The sequence below is a fragment of the Streptomyces sp. NPDC022552 genome (assembly GCF_055561875.1).
In genome coordinates this window covers 56,230-79,849 of record NZ_JBVHGJ010000012.1, presented here as the reverse complement: position 1 = coordinate 79,849, position 23,620 = coordinate 56,230, and the positions used below count along the sequence as shown (strand labels likewise).

Here is a 23,620-nt window from a genome sequence, read left to right as displayed (position 1 = left end):
CGTGTTCGGACGTCGCAAGAAGAGCGGTGCCGCTGAGGACGCAGCGGGCGAGGCCGAGCAGGTCGTCGACGAGGTCGACACTGACGACACGGCCGGAGCGCCGCGTCGGGTGAACCTTCCGCCGGCGCCCCGGCCCGACGGGCCGTGGGACATCTCCGAGGTCTCCAAGCCCGAGGACGGGCGCGTGGATCTCGGTGGCATCTTCGTGCCCGGAGTCGAGGGCATGGAGCTCCGGGTCGAGGTCGCGGGCGACGCGATCGTCGCGGCCACCGTCGTGCTGCGCGACAGCGCGGTACAGCTGCAGGCATTCGCCGCACCGAAGAAGGAAGGCATCTGGGGCGAGGTCCGCGAGGAGATCGCCTCCGGCATCACCCAGCAGGGCGGTGTCATCGACGAGGTCGAGGGGCCGCTGGGCTGGGAGCTGCGGGCCCAGGTCCCGGTGCAGCTGCCCGACGGCACCGGCGGCGTGCAGCTGGTGCGCTTCGTGGGCGTCGACGGCCCGCGCTGGTTCCTGCGCGGAGTCATCTCCGGCCAGGGCGCGGTGCAGCCCGAGGCCGCCGGTCTCCTGGAGCAGATCGTCCGGGACACCGTGGTGGTCCGTGGCGAGGGCCCGATGGCCCCGCGCGACCCGATCGTCCTCAAGCTGCCCAACGACGCGCAGATGGTGCCGGACGGCGTGCAGCAGGAGGAGCAGGAGGGCTCGCGCTTCTCCGGCGGCATGGGCCAGCTCCAGCGCGGACCGGAGATCACCGAGGTCCGCTGACCCCGTTCCGTACCGCAGGCAGATCGAGGCCGGTGGGCCGCATTCCGAACAGCTTGTCCGGAATGCGGCCCACCGGTGCGTTCCGGACCCTGGCCGGACGGCCCCTCGGCGACCGATACTGACGGGCACGCCGACGGGCGCACACGTTCGACGAGGGGGAGCAGAGGGATGAGCGAGAGCAGCGCGCGGTCCGCCACGGCGGTCGCCGAGGACCCGGCCGGCGGACCCATGGTCCGCGTCGAGGGCCTGCGGCGCTCGTACGGTACGGACGCGGCGGCCGTCCACGCCCTGCGCGGGGTCTCCTTCGACGTCCACCGCGGCGAGCTCGTCGCGCTCAAGGGCCGCTCGGGCTCGGGCAAGACCACCTTGCTCAACCTGGTCGGCGGCCTGGACAGCCCGGACGGCGGCCGGATCACCATCGACGGGACGGACCTGGCGGACCTCGGCGAGGACGGGCTCCTGGAGCTGCGCCGGGACCGTATCGGCTTCATCTTCCAGTCCTTCGGACTCATCCCGATCCTGACCGCCGCGGAGAACGTGGGAGTGCCGCTGCGGCTGCGCAGGGCGGACCCGAAGGAGCGGGAGGAGCGGGTCGCCCTCCTCCTCGCCCTGGTCGGCCTCGCCGACCACGCGGCGCAGCGGCCCGGCGAGCTCTCCGGCGGCCAGCAGCAGCGCGTCGCCATCGCCCGGGCCCTCGCCAACAGGCCGGCCCTGCTGATCGCCGACGAGCCGACGGGGCAGCTCGACGCGGAGACCGGGCTCGCGGTGATGGAGCTCCTGCGCGCGGTGGTCCGCAGCGAGGGCGTCACGGCGCTCGTCGCCACGCACGACGCCCAGCTCCTGGGGCTCGCGGACCGCGTGCTCGAACTCAGCGACGGCGAGATCGTCGAACACGCTCGGTGACACGGGCGCGGGGCGGCTCGGCCGGTCCCGACGCCCGACCCATCAGAATCGCGTCAATACGGCTCGTCGCCCTTGCCCCTTGTGCGGAATGTCCGATTCGCTGGACGTAAGGTCATGGCATGGGACGGGGCAAGCTACGGATCTACCTCGGCGCGGCACCGGGTGTCGGCAAGACCTACGCGATGCTCTCCGAGGGGCACCGCCGGGTCGAGCGCGGCACGGACTGCGTCGTCGCCTTCGTCGAACACCATGACCGGCCGCGTACGGAGGTCATGCTGCACGGCCTCGAACAGGTTCCGCGCCGCACTCTCGCGTACCGCGACACCTCCTTCACCGAGATGGACGTGGACGCGGTCCTGGCGAGGAAACCGGTCGTCGCCCTCGTGGACGAACTGGCCCACACGAACGTGCCGGGCTCCCGCAACTCCAAGCGCTGGCAGGACGTCGAGGAGCTGCTCGCCGCGGGGATCGACGTCATATCGACGGTCAACATCCAGCACCTCGAATCGCTGGGCGACGTCGTCGAGTCGATCACCGGCGTACGGCAGCAGGAGACCGTCCCCGACGAGGTGGTGCGGCGCGCCGAGCAGATCGAGCTGGTCGACATGTCGCCCCAGGCCCTGCGCCGCCGCATGGCCCACGGCAACATCTACAAACCCGACCGGATCGACGCCTCCCTCGCCAACTACTTCCGCCCCGGCAACCTCACGGCCCTGCGTGAGCTGGCGCTGCTCTGGACCGCCGACCGGGTCGACGAGTACCTCCAGCAGTACCGGGGCGAGCACGGCATCCGCTCCACCTGGCAGGCCCGCGAGCGGATCGTCGTCGGGCTCACGGGCGGCCCCGAGGGCCGCACGCTCATCCGGCGCGCCGCGCGGCTGGCCGAGAAGGGCGCGGGCGGCGAGGTCCTCGCCGTCTACATCGCCCGCAGCGACGGCCTCACGGCCGCCTCGCCCAAGGAGCTCGCGGTCCAGCGAACCCTGGTCGAGGACCTCGGAGGAACGTTCCATCACGTCATAGGCGACGACATCCCCTCCGGCCTCCTCGAGTTCGCACGGGGCGTCAACGCCACCCAGGTCGTCCTCGGCTCCAGCCGCCGCAAGACCTGGCAGTACATGTTCGGCCCCGGCGTCGGCCAGACCGTCGCCCGCGAGTCCGGCCCCGACCTCGACGTCCACATCGTCACCCACGAGGAGGTTGCCAAGGGCCGCGGGCTGCCCGTCGCCCGCGGCGCCCGCCTCGGGCGCTCCCGGATCATCTGGGGCTGGCTGGTCGGCGTCGGGGGCCCGGCACTGCTCACCGTGGTGCTCACGCATGTCGACGCGGACCTCGGCCTGGCCAACGACATGCTGCTGTTCCTGGCGCTGACCGTGGCCGCGGCGCTGCTCGGCGGACTCCTGCCGGCGCTGGCGTCGGCCGCCTTCGGCTCCTTCCTGCTGAACTGGTTCTTCACCCCGCCGCTGCACCGGGTGACCATCGCCGACCCGAAGAACATCGTCGCGATCGCCGTCTTCTTCGGCGTCGCCGTGGCCGTGGCCTCGGTGGTCGACCTGGCCGCCCGCCGGACCCATCAGGCGGCCCGGCTGAGGGCCGAGGCCGAGACCCTCTCCTTCCTCGCGGGCAGCGTGCTGCGCGGCGAGACCAGCCTGGAGTCCCTGCTCGAACGGGTCCGCGAGACCTTCGCCATGGAATCCGTCGTGCTCCTCGAACGGGAGAGCGACGTCGAGCCGTGGACCCGCGCGGCGAGCGTGGGGGCGCGCCCCGTCGCCCGGCCGGAGGACGCCGACGTGGACATGCCCGTCGGCGAGCACCTGGCCCTCGCCCTCACCGGCCGGGTGCTGCCGGCCGAGGACCGGCGCGTGCTCGGCGCCTTCGCCGCCCAGGCGGCCGTCGTACTGGACCGGCAGCGGCTCGTCGGAGAGGCGGAGGAGGCCCGCAAGCTGGCCGAGGGCAACAAGATCCGCACCTCCCTGCTCGCGGCCGTCAGCCATGACCTGCGTACCCCGCTCGCCGGCATCAAGGCGGCCGTCTCCTCCCTCCGCTCCGACGACGTCGAGTGGTCCGAGCAGGACCGCGCCGAACTCCTCGAAGGCATCGAGGACGGCGCCGACCGCCTCGACCACCTCGTGGGCAACCTCCTCGACATGTCCCGGCTCCAGACCGGCACCGTCACCCCCCTGATCCGCTCCATCGACCTCGACGAGGTCGTCCCGATGGCGCTCGGCGGGGTGCCCGACGGCAGCGCCGAGCTGGACATCCCCGAGACGCTGCCGATGGTCGAGGTCGACAAGGGGCTCCTGGAGCGCGTCGTCGCCAACATCGTCGAGAACGCCGTGAAATACAGTCCGGAGCGTGTGCCGGTCGTCGTCTCCGCCAGCGCTCTGGGCGACCGGGTGGAACTGCGCGTCGTCGACCGGGGGCCCGGGGTGCCTGACGAGAGCAAGGAGGGCATCTTCGAGCCGTTCCAGCGGTTCGGCGACGCCCCGCGCGGCTCCGGTGTCGGCCTCGGCCTCGCGGTCGCCCGCGGCTTCGTGGAGGCCATGGGGGGCACCATCACCGCGGAGGACACCCCCGGTGGCGGCCTGACCATGACGATCACCCTCAAGGCCGTGACGGGACGGCCACCGCCGCCCCCGGCCGCCGACGTGCCCGCCCGGGTGGCCACGCGACCCGGTGCACGTGCGGCCGGGTGACTCGTCCGCCCTTCGACCTGGGCGCCCTTGGACCAGGTGGTGGCCTTGTGTGACCTCGTGACCCACGGGTTCCCCCGCACTCCCCGACGTACGCAGCAGAGAGAAGGAAGCCCTCGATGACCCGGGTTCTCGTCGTCGACGACGAGCCGCAGATCGTCCGCGCGCTGGTGATCAACCTCAAGGCGCGCAAGTACGAGGTGGACGCGGCGCCCGACGGCGCCACCGCCCTTCGGCTCGCCGCCGAACGCCATCCCGACGTGGTCGTCCTCGACCTCGGCCTGCCGGACATCGACGGTGTCGAGGTCATCAAGGGGCTGCGCGGCTGGACCCGCGTGCCGATCCTGGTGCTCTCGGCCCGGCAGACCTCCGACGAGAAGGTCGAGGCCCTCGACGCCGGGGCCGACGACTACGTCACCAAGCCCTTCGGCATGGACGAGCTCCTCGCCCGGCTGCGTGCCGCGGTCCGCAGGGCCGAGCCGGTCGGCGGCGACGACAGCGTCGTCACGGTCGAGACGGAGGGCTTCACGGTCGACCTGGCCGCGAAGAAGGTCCACCGCGACGGCCGTGACGTCCGCCTCACACCCACCGAGTGGCACCTGCTCGAGGTGCTCGTCCGCAACAGCGGGCGCCTGGTGAGCCAGAAGCAGCTCCTCCAGGAGGTCTGGGGGCCGTCGTACGGCACGGAGACCAACTATCTGCGGGTCTACATGGCGCAGCTGCGGCGCAAACTGGAGGTCGACCCCTCGCACCCGCGCCACTTCGTCACCGAACCGGGCATGGGCTACCGCTTCGAGCGCTGAATCGACCGGGCGGGAGCCCGGCGGTGCTCCCGAGGGCGTTCCAGGGCCTGCCGAGAGGCCAGTGTGGTCCGGAGAGGCCTCGTGAGGGTCCGTCCGGAGGGCCGGTTCCCCAGTCGGCGGGGGCCGGTACGCTTTCTGTATGAGTGCTGCACCGCGTACAGAGAAGCCGGCCGGACGCTTCCGCCGGATGCTCGACCGGCTGTCCACCTCGCAGGAGGAGCTGGAGTCCGTCGAGCTCCAGGAGGACGCCGAAGCGTCGGGCTGCACGCGTATCTCCGACTGCTCCGACCGCCAGATAGTCAAGGTGACTGGTACCTTGCGCACGGTCACGCTGCGCCCCCGGGCGGGAGTGCCCGCCCTCGAGGCCGAGCTGTTCGACGGCACGGCCCCGCTGGACGTGGTGTGGCTGGGCCGGCGGTCCATCGTGGGCATCGAGCCGGGCCGCAAGCTGATCGCCTCCGGCCGGATCTCCATGAGCCACGGCCGGCGGGTCCTCTTCAACCCCAAATACGAGCTCCGACCGCTCGGACAGGAGTAGCCGGTGACGTCGCTCGACAAGCCGACGACGGATCAGGACGCCCCGGACAGCAAGGGCGCTCAGCAGAGCCAGGCCTCGAAGGAGGTCACCGAGGCCGCGTTGTTCGAGGCCTTCGGCGGCCTGCGGGGCATGATCGAGACGGTCGTCCCCGGCCTGCTCTTCGTCACGATCTTCACGATCAACAAGGACCTGCACATCTCGGCGATCGCGGCACTCGCGGTCTCCCTGGTCCTGGTCGCCGTCCGGCTGATCCGCCGGGACACCGTGAAGCACGCCTTCAGCGGCGTCTTCGGTGTGGCGTTCGGTGTGGTCTTCGCGATGATGACCGGCAACGCCAAGGACTTCTACCTGCCGGGCATGCTGTACACGCTGGGCCTCGCCCTCGCGTACATCATCACCACGCTCGCGGGCGTCCCGCTGATCGGCCTGATCCTCGGCCCGGTCTTCAAGGAGAACCTCTCCTGGCGGACCCGCAACCCCGGCCGCAAGAAGGCCTACGCGAAGGCGAGCTGGGCGTGGGGCCTGATCCTGCTCGGCAAGTGCGCGATCCTCTTCCCGATGTACTGGTGGGCCGACACGACCAAGTTCGGCTGGGTCCTCGTCGCACTGAAGATCCCCCCGTTCCTGCTCGCGGTGTACCTGACGTGGGTCTTCCTGGCGAAGGCCCCGCCGCCGATCGACGTCTTCGCCGAGATGGAGGCGGAGGAGGAGGCCGAGAAGGCCCGTAAGGCCGCCGCGGCGCGCCCGCCGGAGGCGTGACGAGGAGCAGCCGGTAGCTGGTACGACGGAACCGGGGGCGTAACCGGTACGACGAAGGGCCCGGGACCTGTCGAGGTCCCGGGCCCTTCGTCGTACCGGCAGGACTCAGCCGGCGGCGCCCTCGTCGCGGCGGACCGACAGCAGGTCCTCCAGTTGCTCCTCGCGGGCCTGGGCGGCCACGAAGAGGAGCTCGTCGCCCGACTCCAGGGTCTCCTCCGGGCTCGGGGTCAGCACCCGCGAGCCCCGGATGATGGTCACCAGGGAGGTGTCCTGCGGCCAGGCGACATCGCCCACGGCCGTCCCCGCGACCGCCGACTCCGGCGGGAGCGTCAGCTCCACCAGGTTCGCGTCGCCGTGGCTGAAGCGCAGCAGCCGGACCAGATCGCCGACGCTCACCGCCTCCTCCACCAGGGCCGACATCAGACGCGGGGTCGACACGGCGACGTCGACGCCCCAGGACTCGTTGAAGAGCCACTCGTTCTTGGGGTTGTTCACCCGGGCGACCACGCGCGGCACGCCGTACTCGGTCTTCGCGAGCAGCGAGACGACCAGGTTCACCTTGTCGTCACCGGTGGCCGCGATCACCACGTTGCAGCGCTGCAGCGCCGCCTCGTCCAGCGAGGTGATCTCGCAGGCGTCGGCGAGCAGCCACTCCGCCTGAGGCACCCGCTCCACCGAGATGGCGGTGGGGGCCTTGTCGATCAGCAGGACCTCGTGGCCGTTCTCCAGGAGCTCGCCCGCGATGGAACGGCCCACCGCACCCGCGCCCGCAATTGCGACACGCATCAGTGACCGCCCTCCTCAGGACCCTCGGCGAAGGCCTCCTCGACCTTCGCGATCTCGTCCGTACGCATCATCACGTGCACGAGGTCGCCCTCCTGCAGCACGGTCTGCGAGGAGGGGATGATCGACTCGCCCAGCCGGGTGAGGAACGCCACGCGCACGCCCGTCTCGTCCTGCAGCTTGCTGATCTTGTGGCCGATCCACGCGGCGGACGTGTGCACCTCGGCGAGCTGCACCCCGCCGCTCGGGTCGGTCCACAGCGGCTCCGCGCCGGACGGCAGGAGGCGCCGAAGCATCTGGTCGGCGGTCCAGCGGACCGTTGCGACGGTCGGGATGCCCAGACGTTGGTAGACCTCGGCGCGCCGCGGGTCGTAGATCCGGGCGGCCACGTTCTCGATGCCGAACATCTCGCGGGCGACCCGCGCCGCGATGATGTTCGAGTTGTCGCCGCTGCTCACCGCGGCGAAGGCACCGGCCTCCTCGATCCCCGCCTCGCGCAGCGTGTCCTGATCGAAGCCGACGCCGGTGACACGCCGTCCGCCGAAGCCGGAGCCGAGACGGCGGAAAGCCGTCGGGTCCTGGTCCACGACGGCGACGGTGTGCCCCTGCTGCTCCAGGGTCTGCGCGAGAGCGGCTCCCACTCGCCCGCAGCCCATGATGACGATGTGCACGTCCCCTTACCCCGCACTCCTGATCGTCTTACTGACCTGCGAATACACCCTGCTCACAACTTTCCTCACCCGACTGGCCCGGGCCGTGGCGGGCAGCGCCCTGCCGTGCTGCCCGATCCGAGCTTATGCGGCAACACCTTGGGGGACCGCATCCGCGGTCCCCGCCAGGGAGATTCCGTGCGGATTGGGGGTCGCGGTGAGCATGGCTGTTTTCGAACGCTTACGATCCTCTCCGTGTCCAAACTGACCGACCTGCCCAAACGGATCCTGATCGGACGGGCTCTGCGCAGCGACAAGCTCGGGGAGACCCTGCTTCCGAAGCGCATCGCCCTCCCTGTCTTCGCCTCCGACCCGCTGTCCTCGGTGGCGTACGCACCCGGCGAGGTGCTGCTCGTCCTGTCGATCGCGGGTCTGTCGGCCTACCACTTCAGCCCGTGGATCGCGCTGGCCGTCGTCGTCCTGATGTTCACGGTCGTCGCGTCCTACCGGCAGAACGTCCACGCCTACCCGAGCGGCGGCGGCGACTACGAGGTCGCCAACACCAACCTCGGCCCGAAGGCCGGACTGACCGTCGCCAGCGCCCTGCTCGTCGACTACGTCCTGACCGTCGCCGTCTCGATCTCCTCCGGAATCGAGAACCTCGGCTCGGCCATCCCGTTCGTCGTCGAGCACAAGGTCCTCTGCGCGGTCGGCGTCATCGTGCTGCTGACGCTGATGAACCTGCGCGGGGTGAAGGAGTCGGGCAGCCTCTTCGCCATCCCGACGTACGTCTTCGTCGCCGGGGTCTTCATCATGATCGCCTGGGGCGCCTACAAGGGGATCGTCCTCGACGAGACCATGAAGGCCCCCACCGCCGACTTCGAGATCAAGCCGGAGCACCAGGGTCTGGCCGGCTTCGCGCTGTTCTTCCTGCTGCTGCGCGCCTTCTCCTCCGGCTGTGCCGCCCTCACCGGCGTCGAGGCGATCTCCAACGGCGTCCCCGCCTTCCGCAAGCCGAAGTCGAAGAACGCGGCCACGACGCTCGCGCTGATGGGCGCCCTCGCCGTCACCATGTTCTGCGGCATCATCTTCCTGGCCCTCGCCACCGACGTACGGATGGCCGAGAACCCCGCGCACGACCTGCTCCAGAACGGGGTGCCGGTCGGTGCGAGCTACGTCCAGGACCCGGTGATCTCGCAGGTCGCGGCCGCCGTGTTCGGCGACGGAACGTTCTTCTTCGTCCTCCTCGCCGCGGCCACGGCGCTCGTCCTCTTCCTGGCCGCCAACACGGCGTACAACGGCTTCCCGCTCCTCGGCTCGATCCTCGCCCAGGACCGGTACCTGCCGCGCCAGCTGCACACCCGCGGCGACCGGCTCACCTTCTCCAACGGCATCGTGCTCCTCGCCGGCGCCGCCGCGCTCCTGGTCTGGGTCTACGGGGCCGACTCGACGAAGCTGATCCAGCTGTACATCGTCGGCGTCTTCGTCTCCTTCACCCTCAGCCAGACCGGCATGGTCCGGCACTGGAACCGGCACCTGAAGACCGAGAGGGACCCGGCCAAGCGCCGCCACATGATCCGCTCCCGCGCGATCAACACCTTCGGCGCCTTCTTCACCGGCCTGGTCCTGGTCGTCGTCCTCGCCACCAAGTTCACGCACGGCGCGTGGGTCGCGCTGCTCGGCATGGTGATCTTCTACGGGACGATGACGGCGATCCGCCGGCACTACGACTCGGTCGCGGACGAGATCGCCGCCGCCGAGGAGCGCCCCGACGAGTACGTACGCCCGTCGCGCGTCCGGTCCGTCGTCCTCGTCTCCAAGCTGCACAAGCCGACGCTGCGCGCGCTCGCGTACGCCAAGCTGCTGCACGCGAACGAGCTGGAGGCGCTGAGCGTCAACGTCGACCCGGCGGAGACCAGGGCGCTGCGGGACGAGTGGGAGCGGCGCGGGATCAACGTACCGCTGAAGATCCTCGACTCGCCGTACCGCGAGATCACCCGGCCGGTGATCGAGTACGTGAAGAACATCCGCCGCGAGAGCCCGCGCGACGCCGTCTCGGTCTACATCCCCGAATACGTCGTCGGCCACTGGTACGAGCACCTGCTGCACAACCAGAGCGCCCTGCGCCTCAAGGGCCGCCTGCTCTTCACCCCCGGCGTGATGGTGACGTCCGTCCCGTACCAGCTGCAGTCCTCCGAGGCCGCGCGGAAGCGGGCGCGGAAGCGCCAGGACTGGAACGCACCGGGTTCGGTGCGCCGTGGTCCGGTCGAGAAGCGCGCGAAGGAACCGACCGGCAAGGGCACGTAGACTGGTGGGCTGCCGCTAGCGGCAGCCCACCTCTCTCTTTCTCTGGAGTCACCCCGTCATGCAGAACGCACCTGTTTCTTCGTTGGTCGGGGAAGAGTACGAGGTCGAGGTCGGCCCGGTGGCCCACGGCGGTCACTGCATCGCGCGCACGGAGGGCGGCCGGGTCCTCTTCGTCCGGCACGCGCTGCCGGGAGAGCGGGTCGTCGCGCGGGTCACGGAGGGCGAGGCGACGTCCCGCTACCTGCGCGCGGATGCGGTCACGATCCTGGAGGCGTCCAAGGACCGGGTGGAGGCACCCTGCCCGTTCGCGGGCCCGGGCAGGTGCGGCGGCTGCGACTGGCAACACGCCAAGCCGGGCGCCCAGCGCCGCCTCAAGGGCGAGGTCATCGCCGAGCAGCTCCAGCGACTGGCCGGCCTCACGCCCGAGGAGGCCGGCTGGGACGGCACCGTCATGCCGGCCGAGGGCGACAAGCTGCCGGCGGGCGAGGTCCCGCAGTGGCGCACGCGCGTCCAGTACGCGGTGGACACAGAGGGGCACGCGGGCCTGCGCCGGCACCGCTCGCACGAGGTCGAGGTGATCGACCACTGCATGATCGCGGCGCCCGGCGTCTCCGAGCTCGGCATCGAGAAGCGCGACTGGGAGGGCATGGCCTCGGTCGAGGCCATCGCGGCCTCCGGCTCCGGCGACCGCCAGGTGATCCTGACCCCGCGACCGGGGGCCCGCCTTCCCCTGGTGGAGCTCGACAAGCCGGTCTCGGTCCTCCGTGTCGATGAGAAGGACGGCGGTGTCCACCGCGTCCACGGCCGCCCCTTCGTCCGCGAGCGCGCCGACGACCGCACGTACCGCGTCGGCAACGGCGGCTTCTGGCAGGTCCACCCGAAGGCCGCCCAGACGCTGGTCCTCGCCGTGATGCAGGGCCTGATGCCCCGCAAGGGCGACACGGCCCTCGACCTCTACTGCGGCGTCGGCCTCTTCGCGGGCGCGATCGCCGACCGCGTCGGCGACCAGGGCGCGGTGCTCGGCATCGAGTCCGGCAAGCGCGCGGTGGAGGACGCCCGCCACAACCTGGAGGCCTACGACCGGGTCCGCATCGAGCAGGGCAAGGTCGAGACCGTCCTCCCGCGCACCCGCATCTCCGAGGTCGACCTGATCGCCCTGGACCCGCCCCGCGCGGGCGCCGGCAAGCAGACGGTCAAGCACCTCGCCGGCCTGGGCGCCCGCCGCATCGCCTACGTCGCCTGCGACCCGGCGGCCCTGGCCCGCGACATCGCCTATTTCAAGGACAACGGCTACCGCGTCCGCACGCTGCGCGCGTTCGACCTCTTCCCGATGACGCATCACGTGGAGTGCGTCGCGATCCTTGAGCCTGCCGAGAAGGGCCGCTGACCTGGCGTTTCTCCGAGTGTGCGTTGCGGGCGTTACGTGCGTTAGGTGCGATATCTTGACGCATATTCGACGCACGTGACGCACGTCTGACGCACGAGCGGCGCATTGCCTGATAGGTCGTCACGCGTGGCTCAAGGCTGCCGGCCGGGGCACGCGCTCGTGCGGAGGTGGCCCCCGCAGCGGGGTGGTGAGGCCGACTGCCGCGCGGTTGGTCGGCCCCGCCCCCTTCGCTTCTCGGTCGTGACGTTCCGTGATGCCGGGGCAGGCCGTCGACTCGTGGCTCGGGGATGTCGGGCAGTCGGGGTGGTGCGCTCAGCGGGTCAAGTCGTTCGACGCGGCGGTGATTGCAGTCGCCAGTAAGAGGTCCTGACAAGGCGTCGAACGTGTCGGTGGGTGATGGGGCAGGTGTCGAGGCCGAGGAAGGCTTCGAGGATGTCGTCCCGTCGTTCCCAGCGGATGCGTAGGCGGCGGAAGTGTGAAGCCAGGCGATGGTCCGTTCGACCATCCATCGGTGGACTCCGAGCCCAGATCCGTGCGGGGCACCGCAGCGTGCGATCACCGGTTTGACGCCTGTCTCCCGGACCAGGCGGCGGTACTTGTCGTAGCCGCGGTCGCCAAGCAGCGTGGCAGGCAAGCTTTCGTGGCCGTCCGACCAGGTCGGCGACCCGGGGAGTCTTCTTCAACAGCGGTATCAGCTGGGTGACGTCGTTCCGGTTGCCGCCGGTCAGTGGGACGGCGAGTGGGATGCCCTGGCCGTCGACGACAAGGCGCTGCTTCCTGCCCGGACGTGCGCGGTCGACCGGGCTGGGCCCGCTTCTGGGCCTTGTCGAGCGGTCCGGGCATGACTGGAGTCGATCACCGTCCGAGACCGGTCGAGCTGCTTTGCCGCCCGCAGCCTCTCGAGCGGAATCACGTGGAGCCCGTCCAGACTCTGGCCTCGTTCCATGCCTCGAGCCGGCGCCGGCAGGTCATGCCCGAACCGGAACCCGGCTCCAGGGACAGGTACTCCCACTGGATGCCGGTTGCAGCACGAACAAGATCCCACGCAAGGCCCTGGCAGCCACACCACAACCGGCATCTATCAGGGCCTGTCAATTCCGAGCACTCGGTCAATCGGTACGCCGAACGTTACTGGTCCGCTGGAATCGTCCCGCAGAATGTTCCGTTTCCTGGGTGGTCGGATCGGGTACTCAGTGCCGGGGCATGGAAGCCCGATACGAAAGTCATGATGCCTCTTTCGGAACATGGTGCGGAACGAGGGAGAGGATCGGTGTGTGCGAACACGAAGCAGCCCGGTACTAGTGACAGACGCGGGGTCATCGAGTTTGCGTCTGACGGTCTTCGGGGGCGGCGGTGAGGTCCTCAACGAACATCACAGCGACTCTCCTCCTGGCGAGGGCGCATTCGGTTCGCTGCGGCAATTGCTGAGTGAAGGGCCGGCTCCTGCAGCCGTGGGTCACCGCATCGTCCACGGCGGCTCGGAGATGCGCAGCCACACCCTGCTCGATGACGATGTGCGTCTCCGCTTGGATCGGGTGGCGGACCTCGCGCCATTGCACGTCCCGCAAGCGTTGACCGTTCTGGACGCGGCTCGGGATCTGCTGCCCGAGGTTCCGCACGTGGTCTGCTTCGACACCGTATTCCACTCCGGTCTACCGGCTGCCGCATGGGAGTATGCCGTACCTGCGAGCTGGCGCGAGGCGTACGGACTGCGCCGCTACGGCTTCCATGGTCTGTCCTACGCCTGGGCGCTGGCCCGCACCGCTGAACTCCTCGGCCGCCGCCCGGAGCAGCTGCAGCTGGTGATGGTGCACCTTGGCGGTGGCTGCTCCGCCTGCGCCGTGCGTGAGGGGCATAGTGTCGACACGACGATGGGCTTTACGCCGTTGGAGGGTTTGGTGATGAGTCGTCGCAGCGGCAGCGTCGACCCCGGCGCCCTGACCTGGTTGCTGAAACGGAAGAATTTGTCTGCGGACGAGATCGAAGACGCTCTGAACCGAAAGTCCGGTCTGCTCGCCCTCTCCGGCACTTCGGACGACACGCGCGACCTGGTCCGCAGCCGGGCGGCGGGCGATGAGCGTGCTGCACTCGCCCTTGATGTCTTCACCCACCATTGCCGTCGCGGTATCGCCGGGATGGCCGCATCCTTGAGCCGTCTGGACGCCCTGGTTTTCACCGGTGAGATCGGTGAGGATCAGCCTGAGGTACGTGAAGAGGTGTGCGCCCGGCTTTCTGTGTTCGGCCTCACGGGCGGTCTGCGACCTGTGGTCGCCGAACGGCCGGAGATCGTCAGCGCGCCCGACGCACGCGTTCCTGTCGTGGTCGTTCCTACCGGAGAGGCTCAGCAGATCGACCTTGAGACCCGGGCTCTCGTGGTTCAGGGTTGAGCGGGACTTACGCCACGGCCTCACCGGCAACCCAGGGAGGGTTCCGCGGGCCGGCCGGCTAGCAAAGCTGGTGTAAGGGCATCAGCCAGATCCGCCCAGCACGATCTTCCACACTCGGGTCGCCACCTGGAGGTTGAGCCGGTCTTCGACGTTCGCGAGATCGTTGCCGCTGATCTCGCGGATGCGCTGCAGCCTATAGCGCAGCGTGCTGCGGTGGATCGCGAGGGATGCGGCGGCCTCGTCGTAGTTGCCGCCGCAGTCGAAGTACCGGGAGAGGGTCTCCACCATGGCTGCGTGATGTCGGGAGTCGTAGTCGATGAGCCGCCCGAGCCACTCGTGGACGAACATCTCCAGTTCCTGATGATCGGCGCCAGGTCCCAGGATGCGGTACAGGCCGAGCTCGTCGAAGAAGGTCGTGCCGTACCGCTCGCGGGAATTGAGGCGCACTTCGAGGGCGCGCTGCGCCTCCTGGTAGCGGTGGGGGATGTCGGGCACGGAGTCGGAAGGGGCGCTCACCCCGATCGTCCCGGACGGTGTTCCAGTTTCCCGGGCGAGCGCCTCGTGCAGCGCGCTAGCGTGCGGCCTGTCGTCAGAGACCAGGACCACGTGGTCGGAGCGTTGGGTCACCAGCGAGCGCATGCCGACGGCAGAGGCCGCCCGGCCCACGGTCTGGGCGAACGAATCGTCCGCGGTCCGGTTCGACCACTTCACGACGACGACGTAGTGGCCACGGTGCAGGTCGTGTCCGACTGCCTCGGATCGGGCGTAGGCGCTCGTGGCGTCCGTCCCTGTCAGGAGGTCGTCGACCAGCTCGCGGTGCAGCCTCAGCTCCACTTCGGCCAGGTTGCGCAGGTGCTCCAGTTCCAGGGCGAGCGACGTGGCGGCGTGTTCGAGCGCGAACACGGTGTGTTCGTCGGCCTCATCCAAGGCATCGACGAGTCCCAGCACGCCCAGGATCTCGCCATGTGGGCGGACCAGAGCGATCAGCCGGTCCTTCATCCGTACGGGCCCCGCCGCCCGGGCGACGGCGTGCAGCATGTCGTTCTGGCGCACGGGGTCCGGTTCCGGGTAGGGGTCGGGTCGGCCGGGACCTGACCAGGACTTCAGCCGGCCGAAGCGGTCTTCGACCAGCGCGGGAAGTCCGGTGAGCTCGTGCAGTGCGCGGGTGGCGGCCTCCTCACCGCCGCCCGAGACGGCGATGTCGGCCATGAGCGCGTGAGTGGCCCGCTCGTACCCCAGCTCAGCCACCACGGAGATCAGCTGCTGCTGAAGAGTGGCGCGTTCCTCCCTGACCCGGTAAAGCTCCACCGCGTCCTCGCGTTGGCGGCGCTGCGCGAAAGCGACTGACAGAGCAGCAGCGGTGTGCCAGACGAGCGTGGCGAGCTGGGATCGCTGGGCCCCCGTGGGGCGGGTTCGGGACGTCACCACAAGGTAGCCGTGAAGTCTCTCCAGCCCGCGCAGCCCCAGGGCCCAGCCCCAGGGCCTGCCGGGGACGGTCACAGGGCCGTCCTGCCCCTCCAGCTCCCGGACCCTTCGGTCCACCGCTGCGGCATGGGTCCGACCGTTCCTGGGACTGGGGACCAGGTCCCCGTCCACCTCGAGGTATCCGGCTTCGGCACTGTATGGCCCGGCGGCGGCTATGTGGTGCATGGCCAGGCGTAGGATCTCGCCTTCGTTCGGGGTTTCGAGCAGGGCGCGGGAAAGCGCCACCAGCTCGTGGAGGGCATCGTCAACCGGGCTCGTAGCGGATGGGCGCAGCTCTCTCCGTGCATCCGTGGGATGCTGCCCGGCGCCACCCGGCGGAAGGCTGCCCTCCCAGTCGGAGCAGCGGCCGTACACGTTGTGTGCCCGGCTGCCGGCCATGGGATCACTCCGTTCTCCCCGGAGCTCCGGGGAGACGATCGCTTTTCGCCTAGCCACTCGGGGGCGGCTCATCCGCGACGTCCAGATTCTTCCCTCTCATACTCGCGGGGCTACCAGGACCGCGCACTTCTGACCCGTCAGGAGCAGGCGCGAAGCCACCCGGCTAGCGATCCTGGACAGTGTCTGGAAGGCTCCGCGGGCATCGGCAGGAAGGGCCGGGCGATGAGCGAGCGACCTCGCAGGCCGGTTGCCTCGTACAAGACGTACGAGGAAGCCGAACGCGCTGTTGACCATCTCTCTGACCAGGGGTTTCCCGTGGAACGGGTGGCGATCATCGGTCAGGACGTGCGCCTGGTGGAGCAGGTGATCGGCCGGATGGACTACGGCAGGGCCGCGCTTCAAGGAGCGGCGAGTGGTGCGCTCCCCGGTGTCCTGATCGGTTGGCTTTTCGGCCTTGTGAACTGGCTCGACCCCGTCGTCTCCGCACTGCTCCTCGCCGTGTACGGGCTGATCTTCGGAGCGATCGTCGGTGCGCTGTTCGGCATGCTGCTGCACGCGCTGCAGGGCGGTCGCCGGGATTTCGCCTCGCTTCGCTCGCTGCAGCCGAGCCGGTACGAGGTCGTCGCGGACGAGGTGGTCGCCGACGAGGCTGTACGGCTGCTCGGCGCGCTGCGTACCACCGGCGGAGATTCCACTCGTACCTGAACGAACGTGATCCGGAGAGTCAGCGCAGGACCGCGCACCGGGAGGAGATTTCTCATGGCCAAGGCAGTGGGTATCGACCTGGGTACCACGAACTCGGTGATCGCTGTGTGGGAGGGCGGCGAGCCGTCCGTGGTGCCTAACAGCGAGGGCAACCGCACGACACCATCTGTAGTGGCCTTCACCGACACCGGCGAGCGTCTGGTGGGCCAGATGGCCCGGCGCCAGGCGATTCTCAACCCCAAGGGGACCATTTACTCGGCCAAGCGGTTCATCGGCCGGCACTTCGATGAGATCTCCGACGAGGTCAGGGCGGTCGCGTACGACGTCGTCGAGGGCGACGGCGGGGCGGCCCGCTTCAAGGTGCGCGACAAGTTGTACGCGCCTGAAGAGATCAGCGCCCAGGTGCTGCGCAAACTCACCGAGGACGCCTCCAAACAGCTGGGGGAACGGGTCACGGAGGCGGTCATCACGGTGCCCGCCTACTTCAACGACGCCCAGCGCACGGCCACCAAGGACGCCGGTCGGATAGCCGGACTGGAGGTGCTGCGGATCATCAACGAGCCGACAGCCGCAGCCCTCGCATACGGCATGGACAAGCAGCAGCACGAGACTGTCCTCGTCTTCGACCTGGGCGGCGGGACCTTCGACGTGAGCATCCTCGACGTCGGCGACGGCGTGGTGGAGGTGCGCTCCACCGCCGGTGACAGCCACCTGGGCGGCGACGACTTCGACCGGCGCCTGGTGGATCACCTTGCGGACGACTTCCAGAAGGAGAACGGCATCGACCTGCGCAAGGATCCGCAGGCGCTGCAACGATTGTTCGAGGCGGCGGAAAAGGCCAAGACCGAGCTGAGTTCGGTGACACAGACGCAGGTCAGCCTGCCGTTCATCACCGCCGACGCCTCGGGCCCCAAGCACCTCACCGACTCGATCATGCGGTCTACATTCGAACAGATCACCAGCGACCTGGTGGATCGGTGCCTCGAACCGGTCCAGCAGGCCATGACCGATGCCAAGGTCGGCGAGAGCGACATCGACGAGGTCATCCTTGTCGGCGGCTCCACTCGCATCCCCGCCGTTCAGGCCCTCGTGCGCCGACTGACCGGCGGCAAGGAACCCAACATGAGCGTCAACCCCGACGAGGTCGTGGCCTTGGGCGCCGCGATCCAGGCCGGGGTGCTCAAGGGTGAGGTCAAGGACGTCCTGCTGCTCGACGTCACCCCCTTGTCGCTGGGTGTCGAGACACGCGGCGGCGTGATGACGAAGATCATCGAGCGGAACACCACCATCCCGGTGCGCCGCTCCGAGACCTTCTCCACCGCCGAGGACGACCAGCCCGCCGTCGACATCGTCGTCCTCCAGGGCGAGCGCGAGCTGGCCGCCGACAACCGGGTGCTGGGGCGGTTCCAGCTCACCGACATCCGACCGGCGCCGCGGGGCGAACCACAGGTCGAGGTCACCTTCGACATCGACGCCAACGGGATCCTCAACGTCACGGCCCGCGATCGGGACACCGGCAAGGAACAGGGCATCACGATCAGCGAGAGCTCCAACCTGGACCGCAGTGAGGTCGAACGCATGGTCCAGGAGGCCGAGCGCAACCAGGGCCAGGACCAGGCACTCCGCGAGGCCGTCGACGCCCGCAATGAGCTCGACGCCATCGCTTACCAGGTCGAGAAGCGCCTCATGGAACTGGGCGACGCGGCGCCCGCTCACGAGAAGGCACGCGCCGAGATGCTCGTGTCCGATGCCCGGGCGGCGGTCAAGGAAGAGGCAGGCGTCGAGCGCGTGCGGCCCCTGACCTCCGAACTCCAGCAGTTGCTCGCCGGGCTGGCGGCCCACCAGGGCGCCGCCGACACGGGCGGCCCCGGGCAGGACGCCACCACCGGCGGTCCCACGAGTGGCGGTGACGGTGACGACGACGTCATCGACGCCGAGTTCGACAAGGACTGAGGAACCGCCATGCCGATCCACCCCGAGAAACCTGACCCGGCCGTACCCGACCACACCGATCCGGCTTCGGAGGACGCCGCAGGTCCTCTTCCCGGCGCTCCGCCACTCTCGGGCCCGCCGACGGGGCGGGGGCCTGCCACGGACGGGCAACCCGGCCTCGGCGCGGCCGGCGGCGCCCCCGCACCGTCCGAGGACGAGTACACGGCCGAGCTCAAGGAACTGGAGGACCGCTGGCGTCGCGCGCTCGCCGACCTCGACAACCTGCGCAAGCGCCACGCCAGGGAATTGGAGCGGGAGCGGAAGGCCGAGCGTTCCCGGACGGCCGCCGCCTTCCTGCCTGTCCTGGACAACCTCGAACTCGCCCTGACCCATGCCGGCGCCGATCCCGGTGCCATTGTGGAGGGCGTCCAGGCGGTCCGCGACCAGGCGGTGAACGTCCTCGAACTGCTCGGCTACCCGCGGCACGCGGAGACCGGCGTCGCGTTCGACCCAGCCCGGCACGAGGTGATCGGCGTCGTCCAGGACCCCGACGCCTCGCCGGGCACGGTCGTCGACGTGCTGCGCCCGGGCTACGGGGACGGCGAACGGCAGCTCAGGCCAGCCGCCGTGACTGTCGCGAAGCGGGAGTGACCGGCGATGGCACAGGACTTCTACGAGGTGCTGGGCGTGTCGCGAACCGCGAGCCAGGACGAGATCCAGCAGGCATATCGCAAGCTCGCCCGCAAATACCACCCCGACGTCAACAAGGACCCGGGGGCGGAAGAACGCTTCAAGGACCTCAACGAGGCATACAGCGTCCTGTCGGACCCGAAGACCCGGGCCCGTTACGACCGCTTCGGCGAAGACTTCCGCCAGATCCCCGAGGACTTCGACGAACGGGTCGCGGCCGGCGCGGGCGGCGGCTTCCGCGCCCGGAGGACCGCGGGCGCGGGCGGCCCCCGAGTCCGGTACGCCACTGGCTTCGGCGACGACTTCGCAACAGACGGTGTCGACATCGAGGATCTACTCGGCTCGATCTTCGGAGCAGGCGCCGCCCGCGGCGTACCGGGAGCCGACCAGGAGGCCGAGCTGCCGCTCACCGTGGAGGAGGCGTTCAAGGGCGGCCGCCGCACCGTCACGCTCGCCGGGCCCACCGGGCAGCCGCGGCGGTACGAGGTCAACGTGCCGCCGGGCGTCACCGACGGACAGCGCATCCGGCTGGCGGGGGAGGGTGGTCGGGGGAGTGGTGACGCCCCCGGAGGCGACCTCTACCTGCGGGTGCGTATCCAGCCCCACCCACAGTTCCGGCTGGATGGCCGCGATGTCCACGTCCAGGTCCCCGTCACCCCCTGGGAAGCGGCCCTTGGTGCGACTGTGCCCGTGCCCACCCCTGGCGGTGGCACGGCCAAGGTCACAGTGCCCGCGGGCTCGTCCAGCGGTCGGCGACTGCGGCTGCGCGGCGAGGGCATGCCCAATCCGCGCGGCGCCGACGGCGACCTGTACGCCGAACTCCGCGTCATGGTGCCGTCCACCCTGGGCGACCGGGAGCGCGAACTGTTCGAGGAGCTCGCCGCCACCTCCTCCTTCGACCCCAGGAGGACACGATGAACGACCGACCCGCGGGAGCGGCAGGCATCGGCCGGGCCGGCATGGGCGACCGTCCGGTACGAACGGGCACCGGCCTCACCGCCGCGACGGCTGTCCGGTACGCGCTTGTGCCCGTCCGCAGACTCTCCCTGGACGACGTGGCCCGTCGCTCAGGCCTTCACCCCGACCTGATCCGCCGGTTTGTCGCCCTCGGACTGGTCGACGCCGACCGCGACGCCGCGGGGCACCTGGTGTTCGACCCCACGGCCCCGGCGGTGCTCGCCCGCATCCAGCGGCTGCGCTCCGGACTCTGCCTCAACTACGCCTCGATCGGCCTGGTGCTCGACCTGCTCGATCGCATCAGCCTGCTCGAAGCCGCCCTGCGAGGGCGCGGCACGACGAGTGGAAACCCCCCATGGACATGAATCGTCTCACCCAGAAGTCCCAGGAAGCCCTCCAGGAAGCCCAGACCGCAGCCGTCAGCATGGGGCAGACCGAGGTCGACGGGGAACACCTGCTGCTCGCACTCCTCGATCAGGAGGACGGTCTGATCCCGCGGTTGGTGCAACAGGCCGGTACCGAGCCGAACGAACTGCGCGCGGCCGTGCGCGAGGAACTCTCCCGCCGCCCGAGGGTCACCGGCCCCGGCGCATCCCCCGGCCAGGTCTTCGTCACCCAGCGTCTGGCCCGCCTGCTCGATGCTGCCGAACGGGAGGCCAAACGCCTCAAGGACGAGTACGTGTCTGTGGAGCACCTCCTGCTCGCCCTGGCGGAAGAGGGCTCGTCGACCACCGCCGGACGTCTGCTCAAGGAGGCCGGCATCACCAGGGACTCGTTCCTGAGCGCGCTCACCCAGGTCCGCGGGAACCAGCGCGTCACCTCCGCCAACCCCGAAGTGGCCTACGAGGCTCTGGAGAAGTACGGCCGAGATCTCGTCGCCGAGGCAAGGACCGGCAGCCTCGACCCGGTCATCGGCCGGGACGCCGAGATCCGCCGCGTCACCCAGATCCTCAGCCGCAAGTCCAAGAACAACCCGGTCCTCATCGGCGACCCCGGCGTCGGCAAGACCGCCATCGTCGAGGGTCTCGCCCAGCGCATCGTCCGCGGCGACGTGCCCGAAGGGCTACGTGACAGGACCGTGTTCGCCCTCGACATGGGCTCCCTGGTCGCCGGGGCCAAGTACCGCGGTGAGTTCGAGGAACGGCTCAAGGCCGTGCTCAGCGAGGTCAAGGCCGCCCAGGGGCGCATCCTGCTCTTCGTCGACGAACTGCACACCGTCGTCGGCGCGGGTGCCGCCGAAGGAGCCATGGACGCGGGCAACATGCTCAAGCCGATGCTCGCGCGCGGAGAACTCCACATGATCGGCGCCACCACCCTCGACGAGTACCGCAAGCACATCGAGAAGGACGCCGCCCTCGAGCGCCGTTTCCAGCAGGTGGTGGTCGACGAGCCGAGCGTGGAGGACACCATCTCCATCCTGCGAGGACTGCGCGAACGCCTGGAGGTCTTCCACGGAGTGAAGATCCAGGACACCGCGCTGGTCTCCGCGGCCACCCTCAGCCACCGTTACATCACCGACCGGTTCCTGCCGGACAAGGCCATCGACCTCGTGGACGAGGCGTGCGCCCGGCTGCGTACCGAGATCGACTCCATGCCCGCCGAACTCGACGAGATCACCCGCCGCGTCACCCGCCTGGAGATCGAGGATGCCGCCCTCTCGAAGGAGACCGATCCCGCCAGCGAAGCCCGCCTGGAAGAGCTGCGCAGGGAACTGGCCGATCTGCGCGCAGAGGCCGACTCCAAACACGCCCAGTGGGAGGCCGAGCGGCAGGCGATCCGCCGTGTGCAGGAACTGCGCCAGGAACTGGAGCAGGTCCGCCTCGAGGCGGAGGAGGCCGAACGCGCCTACGACCTCAACCGCGCCGCCGAACTCCGCTATGGCCGCCTCCAGGACCTGGAGCGCCGACTTGCCGCGGAGGAGGAGCAGCTGGCGGCCAAACAAGGGCAGAACCGGCTGCTGCGCGAGGTCGTCACCGAGGAGGAGATCGCCGAGATCGTCGCCGCCTGGACCGGCGTCCCCGTCGCCCGCCTCCAGGAGGGCGAACGCGAGAAACTGCTGCGCCTCGACGAGATCCTGCGCGAGCGCGTCATCGGCCAGGACGAGGCCGTCAAGCTTGTCGCCGACGCCATCATCCGCGCCCGCTCCGGCATCCGCGACCCTCGCCGCCCCATCGGCTCGTTCATCTTCCTCGGCCCCACCGGCGTCGGGAAGACCGAGCTGGCCAAGACCCTCGCCCGGGCCCTGTTCGACTCCGAGGAGAACATGGTCCGGCTCGACATGAGTGAGTACCAGGAGCGGCACACCGTGAGCCGGCTCATGGGCGCACCGCCCGGATATGTCGGCTACGAGGAGGGCGGCCAGCTCACCGAGGCCGTACGCCGCAAGCCGTACTCGGTTGTGCTGTTCGACGAGATCGAGAAGGCGCACACCGATGTCTTCAACACTCTGCTGCAGATCCTCGATGACGGCCGTATCACCGATGCTCAGGGCCGCACCGTCGACTTCCGCAACACCGTGATCATCATGACGTCCAACATCGGCTCCGAACACCTCCTCGACGGCGCCACCGCCGAGGGAGAGATCAAACCGGACGCCCGCGCCCTGGTCATGGGCGAACTGCGTGGGCACTTCCGCCCGGAGTTCCTCAACCGCGTCGACGACATCGTGCTGTTCAAGCCGCTCGGTGAGCGGCAGATCGAGCGGATCGTGGAGCTGCAGTTCGACGAACTGCGGCAGCGGCTCGCCGAGCGCCGCATCACCGTCGAACTCACCGATGTCGCGAGGGAGTTGATCGCCCACCAGGGCTACGACCCGGTGTACGGGGCCCGGCCGCTGCGGCGTTACATCTCCCACGAGGTCGAGACGCTCGTCGGGCGCGCCCTGCTGCGCGGCGACGTCCAGGACGGTGCGACGGTGCGCGTCGACGCCGAGCACGGAGAGCTGGTGGTCGCCTATGACCAGCAGGAGGGGGTCCGGGAAGCGAGGGCGGCGTGAACACCACCCGGACGACTACGGTGACCTGCCCGAACTGCGGGCGCGGCAACCGGATTCCCGTGGCCGCCGAGGGACGGCCCAGGTGCGGCCACTGCAAGCAGCCCCTGCCCTGGCTCGTGGACGCCGGCGACGACGACTTCGCCGAGGTCGTCGAGCGGGCCTCCGTGCCGGTGGTCGTCGACCTCTGGGCCACCTGGTGCGGTCCCTGCCGCATGGTCAGCCCCGCCCTCGAACAGGTCGCCCGCGACCTCGCCGGACGCATCAAGCTCGTCAAGGTCGACGTCGACGAGAACCCACAGCTCAGCCGGCGCTTCGAAGTGCAGGCTGTGCCGACCCTCCTCGTCCTGAACAAGGGAGAGACGATCGCCCGACAGGCCGGCGCGGCACCCGCGCACGTTCTGCGCTCGTGGGTCGAGCAGGCGATGGAGGGCCCGCAACCCACTGCAGGAGGGTGAGCACGACGATGCGGTCACCTTGGGAGCCCCATGAACCGCGATCCCGACATCGA

Annotated in this window: 19 protein-coding genes and 1 pseudogene; 16 read left to right on the top strand and 4 right to left on the bottom strand. The window is 69.8% G+C overall.

What is annotated here, in order from left to right:
- Nucleotide 1 precedes the first annotated feature (1 nt).
- The 6 genes from ACZ3OF_RS27260 to ACZ3OF_RS27235 all read left to right on the top strand — a co-directional run bounded on the left by ACZ3OF_RS27260 (nucleotide 2) and on the right by ACZ3OF_RS27235 (nucleotide 6,456).
- Nucleotides 2-763, top strand: a complete 762-nt coding sequence (locus tag ACZ3OF_RS27260) for a DUF3710 domain-containing protein (protein ID WP_260226045.1) — start codon at nucleotides 2-4, stop codon at nucleotides 761-763.
- A gap of 168 nt (nucleotides 764-931) precedes the next feature.
- Nucleotides 932-1,666 carry an ABC transporter ATP-binding protein gene (locus ACZ3OF_RS27255; RefSeq protein WP_361680472.1) on the top strand — a complete coding sequence of 245 codons (735 nt, stop codon included), beginning with the start codon at nucleotides 932-934 and terminating at the stop codon, nucleotides 1,664-1,666.
- A gap of 119 nt (nucleotides 1,667-1,785) precedes the next feature.
- A complete protein-coding gene (locus ACZ3OF_RS27250; RefSeq protein WP_467307339.1) occupies nucleotides 1,786-4,359 on the top strand; it encodes an ATP-binding protein in 2,574 nt (857 codons plus the stop codon).
- A 116-nt stretch (nucleotides 4,360-4,475) separates the two neighbouring features.
- Entirely contained in the window at nucleotides 4,476-5,159 is a 684-nt protein-coding gene (locus ACZ3OF_RS27245) for a response regulator (protein ID WP_361441844.1), read from the top strand.
- Nucleotides 5,160-5,298: 139 nt separating this feature from the next.
- Complete coding sequence (locus ACZ3OF_RS27240) at nucleotides 5,299-5,697, top strand: OB-fold nucleic acid binding domain-containing protein (RefSeq protein ID WP_361441847.1); 399 nt, start codon at nucleotides 5,299-5,301, stop codon at nucleotides 5,695-5,697.
- A gap of 3 nt (nucleotides 5,698-5,700) precedes the next feature.
- On the top strand, nucleotides 5,701-6,456 hold the full coding sequence (locus tag ACZ3OF_RS27235) for a DUF3159 domain-containing protein (RefSeq protein WP_361441849.1): 756 nt from the start codon (nucleotides 5,701-5,703) through the stop codon (nucleotides 6,454-6,456).
- 105 nt (nucleotides 6,457-6,561) lie between these two features.
- Here ACZ3OF_RS27235 and ACZ3OF_RS27230 read toward each other — a convergent pair whose 3' ends face one another.
- Together ACZ3OF_RS27230 and ACZ3OF_RS27225 are read right to left on the bottom strand one after the other, a co-directional pair.
- Entirely contained in the window at nucleotides 6,562-7,242 is a 681-nt protein-coding gene (locus tag ACZ3OF_RS27230; protein ID WP_361680478.1) for a potassium channel family protein, read from the bottom strand.
- Complete coding sequence (locus tag ACZ3OF_RS27225) at nucleotides 7,242-7,910, bottom strand: potassium channel family protein (RefSeq protein ID WP_361680481.1); 669 nt, start codon at nucleotides 7,908-7,910, stop codon at nucleotides 7,242-7,244. Before ACZ3OF_RS27225 ends, ACZ3OF_RS27230 begins: the two co-directional genes overlap by 1 nt.
- Before the next feature lie 234 nt (nucleotides 7,911-8,144).
- Here ACZ3OF_RS27225 and ACZ3OF_RS27220 point away from each other — a divergent pair, with 234 nt between their 5' ends.
- The gene (locus tag ACZ3OF_RS27220; protein ID WP_361680483.1) at nucleotides 8,145-10,196 is read left to right on the top strand and encodes an APC family permease; all 2,052 of its coding nucleotides are present in this window, start codon (nucleotides 8,145-8,147) and stop codon (nucleotides 10,194-10,196) included.
- 58 nt (nucleotides 10,197-10,254) lie between these two features.
- Nucleotides 10,255-11,583 (top strand): class I SAM-dependent RNA methyltransferase, encoded by a 1,329-nt coding sequence (locus ACZ3OF_RS27215; protein WP_467307332.1) that lies wholly within the window; start codon nucleotides 10,255-10,257, stop codon nucleotides 11,581-11,583.
- A gap of 320 nt (nucleotides 11,584-11,903) precedes the next feature.
- Here ACZ3OF_RS27215 and ACZ3OF_RS27210 read toward each other — a convergent pair.
- A pseudogene (locus ACZ3OF_RS27210) lies at nucleotides 11,904-12,632 on the bottom strand (IS5 family transposase); the annotation flags it as partial.
- Nucleotides 12,633-12,908: 276 nt separating this feature from the next.
- Here ACZ3OF_RS27210 and ACZ3OF_RS27205 point away from each other — a divergent pair.
- Nucleotides 12,909-13,970, top strand: coding sequence for an acetate/propionate family kinase (locus ACZ3OF_RS27205; protein ID WP_467307329.1), 1,062 nt, complete (start codon nucleotides 12,909-12,911; stop codon nucleotides 13,968-13,970).
- Between the two features lie 81 nt (nucleotides 13,971-14,051).
- Here ACZ3OF_RS27205 and ACZ3OF_RS27200 read toward each other — a convergent pair whose 3' ends face one another.
- Entirely contained in the window at nucleotides 14,052-15,833 is a 1,782-nt protein-coding gene (locus ACZ3OF_RS27200; RefSeq protein WP_467307327.1) for a PucR family transcriptional regulator, read from the bottom strand.
- 222 nt (nucleotides 15,834-16,055) lie between these two features.
- On the opposite strand from ACZ3OF_RS27200, the gene ACZ3OF_RS27195 reads away from it, so the two are divergent.
- The 7 genes from ACZ3OF_RS27195 to trxA are packed head-to-tail and all read left to right on the top strand — an operon-like array spanning nucleotide 16,056 to nucleotide 23,567.
- A complete protein-coding gene (locus tag ACZ3OF_RS27195; RefSeq protein ID WP_467307325.1) occupies nucleotides 16,056-16,538 on the top strand; it encodes a general stress protein in 483 nt (160 codons plus the stop codon).
- A 54-nt stretch (nucleotides 16,539-16,592) separates the two neighbouring features.
- A complete protein-coding gene (gene dnaK / locus ACZ3OF_RS27190) occupies nucleotides 16,593-18,491 on the top strand; it encodes a molecular chaperone DnaK (protein ID WP_467307322.1) in 1,899 nt (632 codons plus the stop codon).
- Between the two features lie 9 nt (nucleotides 18,492-18,500).
- Nucleotides 18,501-19,121, top strand: coding sequence for a nucleotide exchange factor GrpE (locus ACZ3OF_RS27185; RefSeq protein WP_467307320.1), 621 nt, complete (start codon nucleotides 18,501-18,503; stop codon nucleotides 19,119-19,121).
- 6 nt (nucleotides 19,122-19,127) lie between these two features.
- Complete coding sequence (locus ACZ3OF_RS27180; RefSeq protein WP_467307318.1) at nucleotides 19,128-20,078, top strand: DnaJ C-terminal domain-containing protein; 951 nt, start codon at nucleotides 19,128-19,130, stop codon at nucleotides 20,076-20,078.
- Nucleotides 20,075-20,482 (top strand): chaperone modulator CbpM, encoded by a 408-nt coding sequence (locus tag ACZ3OF_RS27175; protein WP_467307316.1) that lies wholly within the window; start codon nucleotides 20,075-20,077, stop codon nucleotides 20,480-20,482. Before ACZ3OF_RS27180 ends, ACZ3OF_RS27175 begins: the two co-directional genes overlap by 4 nt.
- Nucleotides 20,473-23,112 (top strand): ATP-dependent chaperone ClpB, encoded by a 2,640-nt coding sequence (clpB, locus tag ACZ3OF_RS27170; protein WP_467307315.1) that lies wholly within the window; start codon nucleotides 20,473-20,475, stop codon nucleotides 23,110-23,112. Before ACZ3OF_RS27175 ends, clpB begins: the two co-directional genes overlap by 10 nt.
- A complete protein-coding gene (trxA, locus tag ACZ3OF_RS27165) occupies nucleotides 23,109-23,567 on the top strand; it encodes a thioredoxin (protein WP_467307312.1) in 459 nt (152 codons plus the stop codon). Before clpB ends, trxA begins: the two co-directional genes overlap by 4 nt.
- The last annotated feature ends 53 nt before the right edge of the window (nucleotides 23,568-23,620 follow it).